The organism is Streptomyces sp. NPDC104761 (assembly GCF_055583445.1).
In genome coordinates, this window is record NZ_JBVJNZ010000009.1 from 79515 (window position 1) to 93804 (window position 14290).

Here is a 14290-nt window from a genome sequence, read left to right on the forward strand (position 1 = left end):
CTGGTCTCGGGTGAGGTGGGAGGGACCGGTTCGCGGGTCACGCGTCGGTTCCGGTGGACGGGCGCGCGAGGCGGCCGCGGATGGCGTACCAGCCGGCGACCAGCGCGGCGACGATCAGCGGCAGGCACAGCACGGTGGTGCGTCCGGCGCCGCCGTCGGCGTACATCAGGACCAGGACGGCGGCGAGGAACGCCAGCGTCACGATCTCGGTCCAGGGAGAGCCCGGCAGTCGGTAGCCGGGGCGGGTGAGTTCGCCGTTCTGGGTCTTCCGCCAGAACAGCAGGTGACAGAGCATGATCATGCCCCAGGTGGCGAGGATGCCGATCGCGGCGAAGTTGAGGACGATCTCGAACGCGTCGGCGGGGACCACGAAGTTGAGCCCGACGCCGAGGACGCAGATGCCGCTGGTGAGCAGGATGCCGCCGTAGGGGACCTGGGTGCGGCTCATCCTCGCGGTGAACTTCGGGGCGGAGCCGTTGACGGCCATGGAGCGCAGGATGCGGCCCGTCGAGTAGAGGCCGGAGTTGAGCGAGGACATGGCCGCGGTGAGGACGACGAGGTTCATCACGCCGCCGGCGGCGGGGACGCCGATGTGGGAGAGCACGGTGACGAAGGGGCTCTGGCCCGCCGTGTACTTGTTCCAGGGCAGCAGCATCGAGAGCAGGACGACCGAGCCGACGTAGAAGAGGCCCACGCGCCACATGATCGAGTTGATCGCCTTGGGCATGATCTTCTCGGGGTTCTCGGTCTCGCCCGCGGCGACGCCGACCAGTTCGACCGAGGCGTAGGCGAAGACCACGCCCTGGATGATCAGCAGCATCGGCAGCAGGCCGTTGGGGAAGACGCCGCCGTTGTCGGTGATCAGGGACGGGCCGGGGGTCGCGCCGTCGACGGGGTGCTGGGTGACCAGCAGGAAGATGCCGATGACCATGAAGATCACCAGGGCGCTGACCTTGACGATCGCGAACCAGAACTCCAGTTCGCCGAAGATCTTCACCGAGATCAGGTTCACGGTCAGGACGACCGCCAGGGCTATGAGCGCGATCACCCACTGGGGGATGTCGGAGAACATGCCCCAGTAGTGGGTGTAGGTGGCGACCGCGGTGATGTCGGCGATGCCCGTGGTCGCCCAGTTCAGGAAGTACATCCAGCCCGCGGTGTAGGCGCCCTTCTCGCCGAGGAACTCCCGGGCGTACGACACGAAGGCGCCGGAGGACGGGCGGTACAGGACGAGCTCGCCGAGGGCGCGCACGACGAGGAACGCGAAGACGCCGCAGACCGCGTACGCGACGAAGAGCGAGGGGCCGGCGTCGGCGAGGCGGCCGCCGGCGCCGAGGAAGAGGCCGGTGCCGATGGCGCCGCCGATGGCGATCATGTTGACGTGCCGGTGCTTCAGCGACTTGCTGTAGCCGTGGTCCCCGGCGTCGACATGACGGGACGAGGGGCGCGTCTCGTCTTTGAGGTGCTGTTCGCTCACGCCTCGGTTCCGCCTTCCTGGTGCTGGTCCGTGCGCGCGGGGCGCACGATGTGGGTGAGGGTGGTCTCGACGCGGTCCAGGTGGTGGCTCATGGCGTCCACGGCGTCGGTCTCGGAACCGTCCATCAGCGCTTCGACGATGGCCCGGTGCTCCCGGTTGGACTGCTCGCGGCGGCCGCCCAGCTCGTTGAGGAAGGCCGACTGACGCGCCAGTGCGTCCCGGATCTCCTCGATGACCCGGCGGAAGACCGGGTTCTGGGCGGCCTCGGCCACGGCGAGGTGGAAGAGGGTGTCCATCGCGACCCACGCGGTGGTGTCCGTCTCCCGCTCCATGCGGTCGAGCAGGTGGGCCAGGTGGTCCAGGTTCTCCGGGGTGCGGCGCAGCGCCGCGTACCCGGCGACCGGGATCTCGATGTGCCGGCGCACCTCGAGGAGGTCGCTGGCCGCGTAGTCGCCGAAGGTCGGGTCCTCGACGGCGCTCGCGACCACGAAGGTGCCCTTGCCGGTCTTGGAGACGGTCAGGCCCATCGTCTGCAGGGCCCGCAGGGCCTCGCGCAGGACGGGCCTGCTGATCTCCAGGGTGCGGCAGAGCTCCGCCTCGGAGGGGAGCTTGTCGCCGACCGCGTACTCGCCACGCTCGATGGCGCCGCGCAGGTGCGCCAGCACGGCCTCCATGGCGCTCACGCGGCGCAGGGGCTGTCCGGCTGTCGGGCTGTCTGACAGGTTCACGAGTGAGATGGTCCGGGTTGCGGCACGAGGCTGTCAAGGTGTCGAGAAAAGAAACATTCACGGGGTGCGACGCCTGAATGCAGGCATCACACCCCGTGGCGGAGCGGCGACTCCCGGGACGGCGACCGGTCAGGCGTTGATGGTGCCCGTGGCGAGCAGGCCGAAGACCGCCAGGCCGATCACGATCCGGTAGATCACGAACGCGTTGAAGGAGTGCTTGGCGACGAACTTCAGCAGCCAGGCGATGGAGGCGTAGGCGACCACGAAGGAGACGATCGTGCCCACGGCCAGCGGGGCGGCGCCCACGCCCGCACCGAGGGCGTCCTTGAGCTCGTAGATGCCGGCGCCGGTCAGGGCCGGGATGCCGAGGAAGAAGGAGAGGCGGGTGGCGGCGACCCGGTCCAGGTCCAGGATGAGCGCGGTGGACATGGTGGCACCGGACCGGGAGAAGCCGGGGAAGAGCAGGGCGAGGATCTGCGAGCAGCCGACCAGCATCGCGTCCTTGAAGGAGGTGTCGTCCTCACCGCGCTTGTGGCGGCCCATCTGGTCCGCGCACCACATCACGCCGGAGCCCACGATCAGCGAGCCGGCCACCACCCAGAGGGAGGCGAGCGGGCCGTCGATCAGCGGCTTGGCGGCGAGGCCCACCAGGACGATCGGGATGGTCGCGTAGATGACCCACCAGGCGAACTTGTAGTCGTGGTGGTAGCGCTCGTTCTTGTTGGCCAGTCCCCGGCCCCAGGCGGAGACGATCCGCTTGATGTCCTTGAAGAAGTACACCAGCACGGCGGCGATGGCGCCGACCTGGATGACGGCGGAGAACCCGACGACGGACTGGTCGTCGACGGGGATGTTCATGAGCCCCTCGGTGATCTTGAGGTGACCGGTGGAGGACACCGGGAGGAACTCGGTCACCCCCTCGACTACCCCGAGGATGGCGGCCTGGCCGACAGAGATGGCGCTCATGGGATCCAGTTCTGCAGAGTTTGGTCGACAGTGCTGTAGACAGTCTTACAACGGTGGGGTTCGAGGCAAGTCCTAGCCCCACACCGCTTGGGCGATCGCCACTGCGGCGAAGGCCGCCCCGAGCCCCGCCACGAGGCTCGCGACGACGTTGGCGGCAGCGTAGAGCCCGGCGCCGGTCTCGGTCAGCCGGAGGGTCTCGTAGGAGAACGTCGAGTACGTCGTCAGTGCCCCGCACAGCCCGGTGCCCAGCAGCAGCTGGAGATGTGGACTCGCGGCGCCCGCGGAGGCCGCGCCGGTCAGCAGGCCCAGGATCAGGCAGCCGCTGACGTTCACCACGAAAGTACCCCAGGGGAACACGGAGTCGTGCCTGGCCTGGACGGCGCGGTCGGTGAGGTAACGCAGTGGAGCACCGGCCATGGCGCCGAGGACCACCAGCAGCCAGTTCACAACGAGTTCTTACCCTTCACGTCCGATTCGCCGTTTTCCTCGGCCCGCCCGACGTACCGGATGACCTCGCAGTCGTCCAGGGTCACAAGTCCCTCGGTCACCAGTTCGTCGAGCTGCGGCAGGAACGCCCGGATCCGCTCCTCCGTGTCCACGACGACGACCGCCACCGGCAGGTCCTCGCTCAGCGACAGCAGCCGGGAGGTGTGGATGCGGGAGGAGGCGCCGAAGCCCTCGATGCCCCGGAAGACGCTGGCGCCCGCGAGTCCGGCCGCGTGGGCACGGTGCACGATCTCCGTGTAGAGGGGCTTGTGGTGCCGGATGTCGTCCTCGCCGATGTAGACGGTCAGGCGCAGGGCGCGTCCGGTCAGTCTCGTCATCGCTGCCTCCGGGTGAGGACACGGCGGGTCACGGTGGCCGCGCACCACACCGCCGCGAGGGCGGCGCACAGGGTCGCGGCGAGATAGGCGAGCCCGACCGCGGGCCGGCCGTGGTCGACGAGTTTCTGGATGTCGACGGCGTAGGTCGAGAAGGTGGTGAAGCCGCCGAGGACACCGGTGCCGAAGAAGGGGCGCACCAGGCGGTGCGCGGGGAGTCCCTCGGTGATCAGGACCAGGAACGCCCCGATCACCGCGCAGCCGACGACGTTCGTCCAGAAGGTCGCCCAGGGGAATCCCCCGGCGGCCGTGGGCAGGGCCAGGGCGAGGGCGTAGCGGGCCACGGCGCCGAGTGCGCCACCGGCGGCGACCACCGCGACGACCGGGGCCTGGGCACGCCACTCGGGCCGCCGCCGGGGGGCCGGCGGGACGCGGAGGCTCTCGGCTTCCGGGGCTGTCATGGTCGTACGTCTCCTGTTCGGCACCGCCCCCTGACGGGTGCCTCAGGGTACCGCCAGGCGTACCCGGCGGTCACTTCGCGGTGGGGGCCGCGCAGACGGCGATGCCGGGCTCCCAGACGCTGCCGAGGACGAGGTGGCGGCCGGTCCGGCAGACGCTGGTGACCATGCGGAAGCCGGAGTTGCGGCGGGCGAGGTGGTGGACGACCCGGCCGTGGTCGTCGAGGGCGAGGACGGCGACGGTGCCGACCGGGCGGTAGGGGGCGTGCACGGCGGCGCGGGCGGCCGCACGGCGGACCGCGAGGGGGCTGCGGTGGAAGACGTCGAGCGGGGGGTTGCGCGGGCCTGCCAGGGCGACCCAGACGAGGTCGCCGTCGCGCCAGATGTTGTCGGGCATGCCGGGCAGCTCGGCGAAGAACTCGGCGCGGCCGGTGCGCGGGCCGGTGAGCCAGTAGCGGCTGAGGCGGTAGCCGCCGGTCTCGGCCACGATCAGGAAGGTGCCGTCGCCGCTCACGGTCAGCCCGTTGGCGAACTGGAAGCCCTCCCAGGCCACTTCGGCCGTGCGCGCACCCGGTGCGAGGCGCAGCAGGCGGCCGGTGCCGCTGTGCTCGACGATGTCGCCGATCCACTGGCCGAGGGGGAACCGGCGGCTGGAGGCGGTGAAGTACACGGTGCCGTCGGGCAGGGCGACCACGTTGCTCGCGAACCGCAGCGGCTCCCCCTCGACCGTGTCGGCGAGGACGTGGACGGTGCCGTCGGCGAGCCCGACGCGCAGCAGGCCGCGTTCCGCGTCGCAGACCAGCAGGTCGCCGTCGGGGAGGAGGTCGAGCCCGAGCGGGCGGCCGCCGGTCCGGGCCAGCGTGCGGACCCGGGCGGTGTCCGGGTCGCCGAGGCCGTCCAGGCGCAGGATGCGGCCGTCCTCGACGCCGGTCAGCACCCCGCCGTCGGGATGCGTCACCACGTCCTCCGGACCCCGGCCGCCGACGGCTACGTAGTGGAGGGGGACGAGGCGCGTGGGTCGGTCCATGGGACCCATGGTGGCAGGAGTAACCGCTCTCACCAGCCCTTCTCGAACATCCGGGCCACTTCGGCGATCCGGATCTCGTCGCGCCGGTAGTGGACCCGGTGCCGGATGCGCTTGGTGCGGAGCAGGCCGAGGCTGGTCAGCAGGCCCAGATGGGTGCCGGCGACCTTGCGGGAGACCCCGAGCTTGGCGGCGACGGCCCGGACGGTGACGCCGTCCTCGACGAGGTCGGCGTGGCGCTGGGGCGGGAAGTGGGCCGCCGGGTCCTTGAGCCAGTCCAGAATCTCCAGGCGGCTTGCGCTCGCGGCGTTCCTCAGCATCCGACCGGCCTCCCGTCCCTGCCTCCTCGCAGTGTCTGTTCCCACTGTCGCGCAGCCGAAGCCCCCACGTGAGGGAGTCGCGCGCGATGTCCGAGACCGAACGACCGTACGAGTTCGGCCGGTCGGCGCCTTGCCCGCGGAGCAGCTGCGGGACCCGGCGGAGGGGCCCGGCCGTCCCCTTGTGGCCGGGCCCCCGTCAGTGGTGGTTCAGCGGTGGCTGAACCACGCCATGGAGGACAGCGCCTTGTCGTCGTAGCCGAACAGGGCCTGGTTCTCCCAGCCGTTGCCGGACGTGGCGTCGGTCGGGTCCCAGCCGTTGCCGGTGACGGCGGTCCAGGTCGCCTCCCAGTAGAAGACGCCGAGACCGCGGCCGTTCGGGACGGCCTCGACGATGTTCGCGACGGCGTTCATCCAGGCCAGCTGCCCCGCGGCGGTGGCCGGGTAGCCGGTGACCAGTTCACTGCTGGTGTCGATCTGGTTCTCCAGCGAGTCGTCCTGGGCGAGGGTGAACGGGTAGGCGGTCTCGGCGACGAAGACGGGCTTGGAGTAGCGGGACGCCACGTCGTCCAGGGTGGTCTGGGCGGCGGCCAACGAACCGTGCCAGTAGCCGTAGTAGGACAGCCCGATCACGTCGTAGTCGATCCCGTAGGTCCTGGCGTTGTCGAACCACCAGCGGACCGTGGCGTCGTCGCCCGCGTTGGCCAGGTGCAGGGCGACCTGGGTGGCGGAGGAGACCGCCTTGGCCGCGCTGTAGCCGGAGTTGATCAGGCCGGCCAGCTGGGACCAGTTGTCGGTGGAGCCCTCGGACCAGAGCATGCCGCCGTTGATCTCGTTGCCGATCTGGACCATGTCGGCGGTGGTGCCCTGGGCCTTCAGCGCGTTGAGGACGTCGTACGTGTGGTTGTACACGTCGGTCTTCAGCCGGCTGTAGGAGTCGTTCGCCCAGGCGGCGGGCTTGGTCTGGGCGCCCGGGTCGGCCCAGGTGTCCGAGTAGTGGAAGTCGACCAGCAGCTTCATGCCGGCGGCCTTGATCCGCTTGGCCATGGCCAGGACGTGCGCCTTGTCGTTGTAGCCGTCGGCCGGGTTGACCCAGACCTTCAGGCGCGCGTAGTTCATCCCGGCGTTCCTGAGGATGGTGACCGCGTCCCCGGTGGTGCCGGAACTGGTCTTGTAGACCCCGCCCTTGGCCTCGCTCTTGGCCAGTGACGAGATGTCGGCGCCCTTGACGGACAGGCCGATCGACCCGGACGCGAAGGTCAGGTCGTCCACGTTGATCCAGTTGCCCGCGTTGGCGTCCGAGTAGATGCTGATCGTGCACTGGTTGTCGGTGACCGCGATCGAGGTGACGATCCGCACCCAGCTGCTGGTGGAGACCGGCAGGTCGGTCTTCTGGTCCGAACTGCCGCAGTTCTTCAGGGATATGTAGGCGGAGTTCTGCCCGCCGCTGGAGCGGGTCCAGGCGGTGAGCGTGTAGTTTCCGTTGGTCAGCCCCGACAGGTACTGGTAGGTCTCCACCTTGTAGGCGGAGGCCGAGTAGTGGCTCAGCCGGTAACTCCCGCCGTGGCCACCGGACTCGGTGTACGAGGCGCCCGTGTCGCCGTACTCCGACCAGCCGGTGGGCGTGGCCACGCCCGCACCGTCCGATTCGAAGCCGCCGTTGGTGAGGGTGCTCGCCGCCTGGGCGGTCTGCGCGGGGAGGGCGGTGAGGGCGAGCCCGGCCAGGAGCGGCAGCAGCAGGGCTCTGAGGGTGCGTCTGGGATGGAACATCATCGTCCGTCGTCCCTTCGACGTGACTGGGGAGGGGGTCCTCCGACGGGGCCGGAGGAGTGCCCCTCCGCCCGCGGCTCTCGTGGCACTCGCGGACGGAGGGGGGTCTCGGTGGGGCGCGGGCACGGCGGCCCCCGGGCCCGCGCCTCGGTTCAGCCGTCGAGTCGTACGACCCGTACGGCGCCCGCCGGGACCGCGAGCCGGCCCGCGGCGCGTTCGCCGGTCAGCAGTTCGGTGCCGTGCGCCTCCAGGGGCACCTTGGCGTCGGTGGCGGTGTGGTTGATCGCGAACAGGAAGGTGCCGGACTCGCCGGTGCGGCGGACCACCTCGACGTCGCGGGGCAGTTCGGCGCGGGGCGCGATCCGGGCGTCCTCGGCGGCCCGGCCGAGCAGCGCGTCGAGGCCGTGGGCGTCCAGGCGCGTCGACACGTACCAGGCGGCGCCCTCCCCCAGCCGGTGCCGGGTGACCGCCGGGCGGCCGGCGGTGAGGCCGTCGGCGTAGCTCCAGACGGTCTCGGCGGTGCCCGGGACGACGAACTCGGTCCACACGTCGCCGGTCAGCTCCGAGCCGTCCGGGCCGGTCAGCCGCACCCGCTGGTCCTTCAGGAGCGGGGAGAACTCCTCGACCGTGAGGCCGAGGGTCTCGCGCAGAGGGCCCGGGTAGGCGCCCTCGTGGACCGCGTCGTGCTCGTCGACGATCCCGGAGAAGTACGAGACGACGAGCGTGCCGCCGTTCCCCACGTACTCGCGGAGGTTGTTGCCGGCCGCCTCGGTCATCAGGTAGAGGGCCGGTACAACGACAAGGGGATAGGCCGACAAGTCGCTTTCGGGGTGGGCGAAGTCGACGGTGAGGTGGTGGTCGTAGAGGGCCTCGTAGAAGGCGTCGGCGCGTTCGCGCGGGTCGTGGTCCTCGCTGGGGCGCCACTGGAGGTTCTGCGCCCACCAGGACTGCCAGTCCCACAGGACGGCGACGTCGGCCCGGGTGCGGGTACCGCGGATCTGGCTCAACGAGTCGAGTGAGGCGCCGAGTTCGACGACCTCGCGCCAGACGCGGGTCCCGGTGCCGCCGTGCGGGAGCATCGCGGAGTGGAACTTCTCGGCGCCGCGCCGGGACTGCCGCCACTGGAAGAACAGGGCGCCCTCGGAGCCGCGGGCCACGTGCGCGAGGGAGTTGCGGGCCATCTGGCCGGGGGCCTTGGCGGGGTTGCGCGGCTGCCAGTTGACGCCCGAGGTGGAGTGTTCCAGGAGCAGCCAGGGGGCGCCGCCGGCGACCGAGCGGGTGAGGTCGGCGGCCATCGCGAGGTTGACGTGGGTGCGGCGGCCGTCGGTGATCAGGTAGTGGTCGTTGGTGACCAGGTCGACCTCGCGGCCCCAGGCCCAGTAGTCGATGGAGTCGCACTGGCTGAGGGCGGTCATGAAGTTGGTGGTCACCGGGACGCCGGGCGAGAGGCGGTGCAGGATGTCCCGCTCGGCGCGGAAGTTCTCGCGGATGGTGGCGTCGGTGAACCGCTTGTAGTCCAGGGCCTGGCCCGGGTTGCCGACGGTCGGGGTGAGGCGGGGCGGGTTGATCTGCGCCAGGTCCGTGTAGTGCTGGCCCCAGAAGGCCGTGCCCCAGGCCTCGTTGACGGCCGCCACGGTGCCGTGGGCGCCGGCCAGCCAGCGGCGGAAGTGGGCGGCACACGAGTCGCAGTAGCAGGCCGAGACCGGGACGCCGTACTCGTTGTGGACGTGCCACAGCGCGAGGGCCGGGTGCTCACCGTAGCGCTCGGCGAGGCGGGTGGTGATGTTCGCCGCCGCCGCGCGGTAGTCGGCGTTGGAGTGGCAGATGGCGCCGCGCGAGCCGAACTCGTAGCGCACGCCCTCCGCGGTGACCGGCAGGGCCTCGGGGTGGGCGCGGTAGAACCAGGCGGGCGGCGCGACGGTGGGGGTGCCCAGGTCGACGCGGATGCCGTTCTCGTGGAGCAGGTCCAGGACCCGGTCGAGCCAGCCGAAGTCGTACTCCCCCGGCGCCGGCTCCAGCAGGGCCCAGGAGAAGATCCCGACGCTCACCATCGTGACACCGGCCTCGCGCATCAGCCGGACGTCCTCCTGCCAGACGCTTTCCGGCCACTGCTCGGGGTTGTAGTCACCGCCGAAGGCGAGCCTGGTCAGGCCCCTGGGGGTGGTGTCCGGCATGGATCTCTCCCGTTTGGTCGATCATTTGGGAACGTTCACACACATCGATCGTGGCGTGAGCCCAACATAACCGCACAGCAACAACCATTGACAAGTGTCCGGGATGTTTCTCTACTGTGAACGCTCACAGAGCGGGACACGGACTCGCCTCGGACGATGACCCGGGTCTGAGAACGCTCACACATCTGCATGGCAGGTTCCCGCGACGGGCGGGGACCCAGGTCAGGGGAGAGATCCATGCCGCACACGAAGCGCCGTCGCCTCGTGACAACCCTCGTCGCCGTCTCGCTCGGCGCCACCGCCCTCGCCGCCTGTGGCTCGTCCGACGACGACAGCAAGGCCGACTCCGGTCCGGTCTCGCTGACGTACTGGGCCTGGGCGCCCGGTATGGACAAGGTCGTGGACCTGTGGAACAAGGGCGAGGGCAAGAAGGACCGGATCACCGTCACGGTGAAGAAGCAGGCGTCCGGCGACACACTGGTCACCAAGATCCTCACCGCGCACAAGGCGAAGAACGGCCCCGACCTGGTGCAGGCCGAGTACCAGGCGCTTCCGACGCTGGTCAGCAACGACGCGGTCGCCGACATCTCGAAGAGCGTCGGCGACGCCAGGTCCGAGTTCGCCGACGGCGTCTGGCAGCAGGTCACCCTGGGCACGGACGCGGTGTACGCGGTGCCGCAGGACATCGGCCCGATGATGTTCTACTACCGTGCGGACCTCTTCAAGAAGTACGGCCTCAAGGTGCCGACCACCTGGGACGAGTTCGCCCATGACGCCCGTCAGCTGAAGAAGAAGGCACCCGGCCTCGCCCTGACCACGTTCTCCGCCAACGACTCCGGGCTCTTCGCGGGCCTCGCCCAGCAGGCCGGCGCCAAGTGGTGGACCACCTCCGGCGACAAGTGGAAGGTCGCCATCGACGACGCTGCCACCCAGAAGGTCGCCACGTTCTGGGGCGGCCTGGTCAAGGAGGGCGTCATCGACAACCAGCCGATGTACACCCCGGCCTGGAACAAGGCCCTGGACACCGGCAAGCAGATCGCCTGGGTCTCCGCGGTGTGGGCGCCGGGCACGCTGACCACGGCCGCGCCCGACACCAAGGGCAAGTGGGCCATGGCCCCGCTCCCCCAGTGGTCCGCGTCCGAGAACGTCACCGGCAGCTGGGGCGGCTCCTCCACCGCCGTCACCACCGACTCCAGGCACCAGGCGGCCGCCGCCAAGTTCGCGGCCTGGCTGAACACCGACGGCGAGGCGCTCAACGCGCTGGCCAAGGAGAGCGGCATCTACCCGGCCGCCACGAACGCCCAGACCAGCGGCGCCTTCGCCACGTCCCCCGACTACTTCTCGAACCAGCCGGACTTCTACACCAAGGCCGCCGAGATCGCGAAGACCACGGCGCCGTCCGCATGGGGCCCGAACGTGAACGTCGCGTACACGTCCTTCAACGACGCGTTCGGCGCCGCCGCGAAGAACAAGTCGGACTTCACCGCCGCCCTGCGGAAGATGCAGGACGACACGGTGGCCGACATGAAGAAGCAGGGCTTCGAGGTCTCTCAGTGACCAGCCCCGCCGTCCGGAAGCCGTACGGGGTCAAGGGGGCCCCGTACGCCTTCCTTCTCCCCGCCACGATCCTCTTCGCCCTCTTCTTCGCGCTGCCCATCGGGTACGCGGTCTGGCTCAGCTTCCGCAAGGTCCACGTGTCCGGGCTCGGCCTGGGCGCCGGCGCCCGCAGCGAGGTCTGGGCCGGCCTGGAGAACTACAAGGACGCCCTCACCGACAACGAGTTCTACGACGGTGCGTTGCGCGTCCTCGGCTACGGCTGCATCGTCGTCCCGGTGATGCTGGGCCTCGCCCTCCTGTTCGCGCTGATGCTCGACTCCGAGCGGGTCCGGCTCGCCCCGTTCACCCGGCTCGCGATCTTCCTGCCGTACGCCATCCCCGGCGTGGTGGCCGCGCTGCTGTGGGGCTTCCTGTACCTGCCGGACGTCAGCCCGTTCTACTACGTGCTCGACAAGCTGCACCTGCCGCAGCCGAACCTGCTGGACGGCGGCCCGCTGTACCTCGCCCTGTCCAACATCGCGGTCTGGGGCGGCACCGGCTTCAACATGATCGTCATCTACACCTCGCTGCGGTCCATCCCGGCCGAGGTCCACGAGGCGGCGAAGCTGGACGGCGCCACGCCGCTGCAGACCGCCCTGCGGATCAAGATCCCGATGGTGGCGCCCTCGCTGGTGCTGACCTTCTTCTTCTCGATCATCGCGACCCTCCAGGTCTTCAACGAGCCGACCACCCTCAAGCCCCTCACCAACTCGGTCAACACGACCTGGAGCCCGCTGATGAAGGTGTACGTGGACGCCTTCGCCAAGGGGGACATCTACTCGGCGGCCGCCGAGGCGACGCTGATCGCCCTGGCCACGCTGGTGCTGTCCTTCGGCTTCCTGCGGGCCGCGAACCGCCGCAACAAGCAGGAGGCACCGGCATGAGTTCCCTTGCCGTCCGCAAGGCCGCCCCGGCCGCCGGAACGACGCCCGGCACCGCCCAGGGGCCGCCGCTGCGCCGCCGGATCGCCCTGATCCCGACGCTCACCCTCGTCCTCGGCGCGGTCTACACGCTCCTCCCGGTGGCCTGGGTGGTGATCGCCTCCACCAAGTCCGGCAGCGAGCTGTTCTCCACGTTCACCTTCCTGCCCGGCACCGGTTTCCTGGACAACCTCAAGGCCCTCAACGCCTACCGCGGGGGCATCTACTGGCACTGGATGGGCAACTCCGCCCTCTACGCGGGTCTGGGGGCCCTGCTGTCGACGGCCGTGTCCGCGTTCAGCGGCTACGCGCTCGCCACCTACCGCTTCCGCGGCCGCGAGACGATCTTCAACGTGCTGCTCGCCGGCGTGCTGATGCCGCCGGTCATCCTCGCCATCCCGCAGTACCTGCTGCTCGCCAAGGCGAACCTCACGGACTCCTACCTGTCCGTGCTGCTGCCGCAGATCCTCGCCCCGTACGGCGTCTACCTCTCGCGGATCTACGCGGCCGCGGCCGTGCCCTCCGACGTGGTGGAGGCCGGGCGGATGGACGGCGCGGGCGAGTGGCGGATCTTCACCCGGATCGCGCTGCCGATGATGGTCCCGGGCATGGTCACGGTGTTCCTGTTCCAGTTCGTGGCCGTCTGGAACAACTTCCTGCTGCCGTACATCATGCTCAGCGACGACGAGAGGTTCCCGCTCACCCTGGGTCTGTACACGCTCCTCGAACAGGGCGCCAACACGCCGGCCCTGTACACCCTGGTGATCACCGGTGCCTTCCTGGCCGTGCTGCCGCTGATCGCGCTCTTCCTGGTCATTCAGCGCTTCTGGAGCCTTGACCTGCTGTCCGGGGCCGTAAAGTCATGACCATGAGCAGTGGTACGGGGGGCCGGCGCAAACCGCCGACGATCCATGACGTGGCGCGCGAGGCCGGTGTCTCACGGGGCACCGTCTCGCGGGTGCTCAACGGCGGGCACTACGTCAGCCCCGCCGCCGCGGAGGCGGTCAACGACGCCATCCGCAGGACGGGTTACGTCGTGAACCGGCACGCCCGCTCGCTGATCACCGGACGTTCGGACTCGGTCGGTTTCCTGCTGACCGAGCCGCAGGAGCGGTTCTTCGAGGACCCCAACTTCAACGTCCTGCTGAGCGGTTGCACGCAGGCGCTGGCCGGTCACGACATCCCGGTGCTCCTGATGCTGGCGGGCACGAAGGACGAACGGCGGCGGATCACCCGGTACATCACCGCGGGGCACGTCGACGGGGTGCTGCTGGTGTCGAGCCACTCCGGTGACCCGGTCGCGGAGGAACTGCGCGAGGCGGGCGTGCCGCTGGTGGCCTGCGGCAAGCCGATCGGGCTCGGCTCGAAGGTGAGCTACGTGGCCGCCGACGACCGGGACGGTGCCCGGGACATGGTGCGGCACCTGCTGGACGTGGGGCGGCGCCGGATCGGCATGATCACCGGCCCGCTGGACACCCCGGGCGGGGTGGAGCGGCTCGCCGGGTACAAGGAGGTCCTCACCGAGGCGGGCATCGCGATCGACGAGGCGCTCGTCGTGTCCGGGGACTACAGCAGGGCGAGCGGCGAGGCGGGGGCGGAGCGGCTGCTCGCGCAGGCGCCGGACCTGGACGCCGTGTTCGTGGCCTCCGACCTGATGGCACAGGGCGTGCTGGCGGTGCTGCAGCGGGCCGGCCGGCGGGTGCCGGATGACATCGCCGTCGGTGGTTTCGACGACTCCCCGGCGGCCACCGCGGTGACCCCGCGGCTCACCACCATCCGCCAGCCCTGGGACCGGATCAGCACCGAGATGGTCCGGGTGCTGCTCGCGCAGATAGGGGGCGAGGACCCGGCGGCGGTGATCCTGCCGACGGAGCTGGTGCGACGCGAGTCTGCGTGAGGCCGGGCGCGGTCCGGGGTGCCGGGGCGCGTTGTCGGGCGGCTGCGGCCCGGTGGGGGCTGGTCGCGCAGTTCCTCGGGCCCCCTCGGGGCGCTATCCCTTCACCGGTCATGCGGCGGGAGACAGCAGTGGGGTGCCGCCC

Annotated in this window: 14 protein-coding genes; 4 read left to right on the forward strand and 10 right to left on the reverse strand. The window is 70.3% G+C overall.

Going from position 1 to position 14290, the window contains the following annotated elements:
• Positions 1-37 precede the first annotated feature (37 nt).
• The 10 genes from ACZ63F_RS24350 to ACZ63F_RS24395 form a co-directional block, all read right to left on the reverse strand.
• Positions 38-1477 carry an amino acid permease gene (locus tag ACZ63F_RS24350; RefSeq protein ID WP_469713678.1) on the reverse strand — a complete coding sequence of 480 codons (1440 nt, stop codon included), beginning with the start codon at positions 1475-1477 and terminating at the stop codon, positions 38-40.
• The gene (locus ACZ63F_RS24355; RefSeq protein ID WP_469713972.1) at positions 1474-2151 is read right to left on the reverse strand and encodes a FadR/GntR family transcriptional regulator; all 678 of its coding nucleotides are present in this window, start codon (positions 2149-2151) and stop codon (positions 1474-1476) included. The genes ACZ63F_RS24350 and ACZ63F_RS24355 overlap by 4 nt, the downstream gene beginning before the upstream one ends.
• 183 nt (positions 2152-2334) lie before the next feature.
• Positions 2335-3171, reverse strand: coding sequence for an undecaprenyl-diphosphate phosphatase (locus ACZ63F_RS24360; protein WP_469713680.1), 837 nt, complete (start codon positions 3169-3171; stop codon positions 2335-2337).
• A gap of 72 nt (positions 3172-3243) precedes the next feature.
• Complete coding sequence (gene crcB / locus ACZ63F_RS24365) at positions 3244-3618, reverse strand: fluoride efflux transporter CrcB (RefSeq protein ID WP_469713681.1); 375 nt, start codon at positions 3616-3618, stop codon at positions 3244-3246.
• Complete coding sequence (locus ACZ63F_RS24370; RefSeq protein ID WP_469713683.1) at positions 3615-3995, reverse strand: DUF190 domain-containing protein; 381 nt, start codon at positions 3993-3995, stop codon at positions 3615-3617. Before ACZ63F_RS24370 ends, crcB (ACZ63F_RS24365) begins: the two co-directional genes overlap by 4 nt.
• Positions 3992-4453, reverse strand: coding sequence for a fluoride efflux transporter CrcB (gene crcB / locus ACZ63F_RS24375; RefSeq protein WP_469713684.1), 462 nt, complete (start codon positions 4451-4453; stop codon positions 3992-3994). The genes ACZ63F_RS24370 and crcB (ACZ63F_RS24375) overlap by 4 nt, the downstream gene beginning before the upstream one ends.
• Before the next feature lie 70 nt (positions 4454-4523).
• Positions 4524-5477, reverse strand: a complete 954-nt coding sequence (locus ACZ63F_RS24380) for an SMP-30/gluconolactonase/LRE family protein (protein WP_469713685.1) — start codon at positions 5475-5477, stop codon at positions 4524-4526.
• A gap of 29 nt (positions 5478-5506) precedes the next feature.
• Positions 5507-5794, reverse strand: coding sequence for an ArsR family transcriptional regulator (locus ACZ63F_RS24385; RefSeq protein WP_469713687.1), 288 nt, complete (start codon positions 5792-5794; stop codon positions 5507-5509).
• Between the two features lie 207 nt (positions 5795-6001).
• Positions 6002-7561, reverse strand: coding sequence for a glycosyl hydrolase 53 family protein (locus tag ACZ63F_RS24390; RefSeq protein WP_469713689.1), 1560 nt, complete (start codon positions 7559-7561; stop codon positions 6002-6004).
• A 152-nt stretch (positions 7562-7713) separates the two neighbouring features.
• On the reverse strand, positions 7714-9735 hold the full coding sequence (locus ACZ63F_RS24395) for a beta-galactosidase (protein ID WP_469713691.1): 2022 nt from the start codon (positions 9733-9735) through the stop codon (positions 7714-7716).
• A gap of 237 nt (positions 9736-9972) precedes the next feature.
• Here ACZ63F_RS24395 and ACZ63F_RS24400 point away from each other — a divergent pair, with 237 nt between their 5' ends.
• Genes ACZ63F_RS24400 through ACZ63F_RS24415 form a run of 4 tightly spaced genes read left to right on the forward strand, consistent with a single transcriptional unit; the run spans position 9973 to position 14148 of the window.
• Positions 9973-11292 carry an ABC transporter substrate-binding protein gene (locus ACZ63F_RS24400; RefSeq protein WP_469713692.1) on the forward strand — a complete coding sequence of 440 codons (1320 nt, stop codon included), beginning with the start codon at positions 9973-9975 and terminating at the stop codon, positions 11290-11292.
• Entirely contained in the window at positions 11289-12215 is a 927-nt protein-coding gene (locus ACZ63F_RS24405; protein WP_469713693.1) for a carbohydrate ABC transporter permease, read from the forward strand. The genes ACZ63F_RS24400 and ACZ63F_RS24405 overlap by 4 nt, the downstream gene beginning before the upstream one ends.
• Entirely contained in the window at positions 12212-13117 is a 906-nt protein-coding gene (locus tag ACZ63F_RS24410; RefSeq protein WP_469713694.1) for a carbohydrate ABC transporter permease, read from the forward strand. Before ACZ63F_RS24405 ends, ACZ63F_RS24410 begins: the two co-directional genes overlap by 4 nt.
• Positions 13114-14148, forward strand: coding sequence for a LacI family DNA-binding transcriptional regulator (locus tag ACZ63F_RS24415; RefSeq protein ID WP_469713695.1), 1035 nt, complete (start codon positions 13114-13116; stop codon positions 14146-14148). The genes ACZ63F_RS24410 and ACZ63F_RS24415 overlap by 4 nt, the downstream gene beginning before the upstream one ends.
• Positions 14149-14290 lie beyond the last annotated feature (142 nt).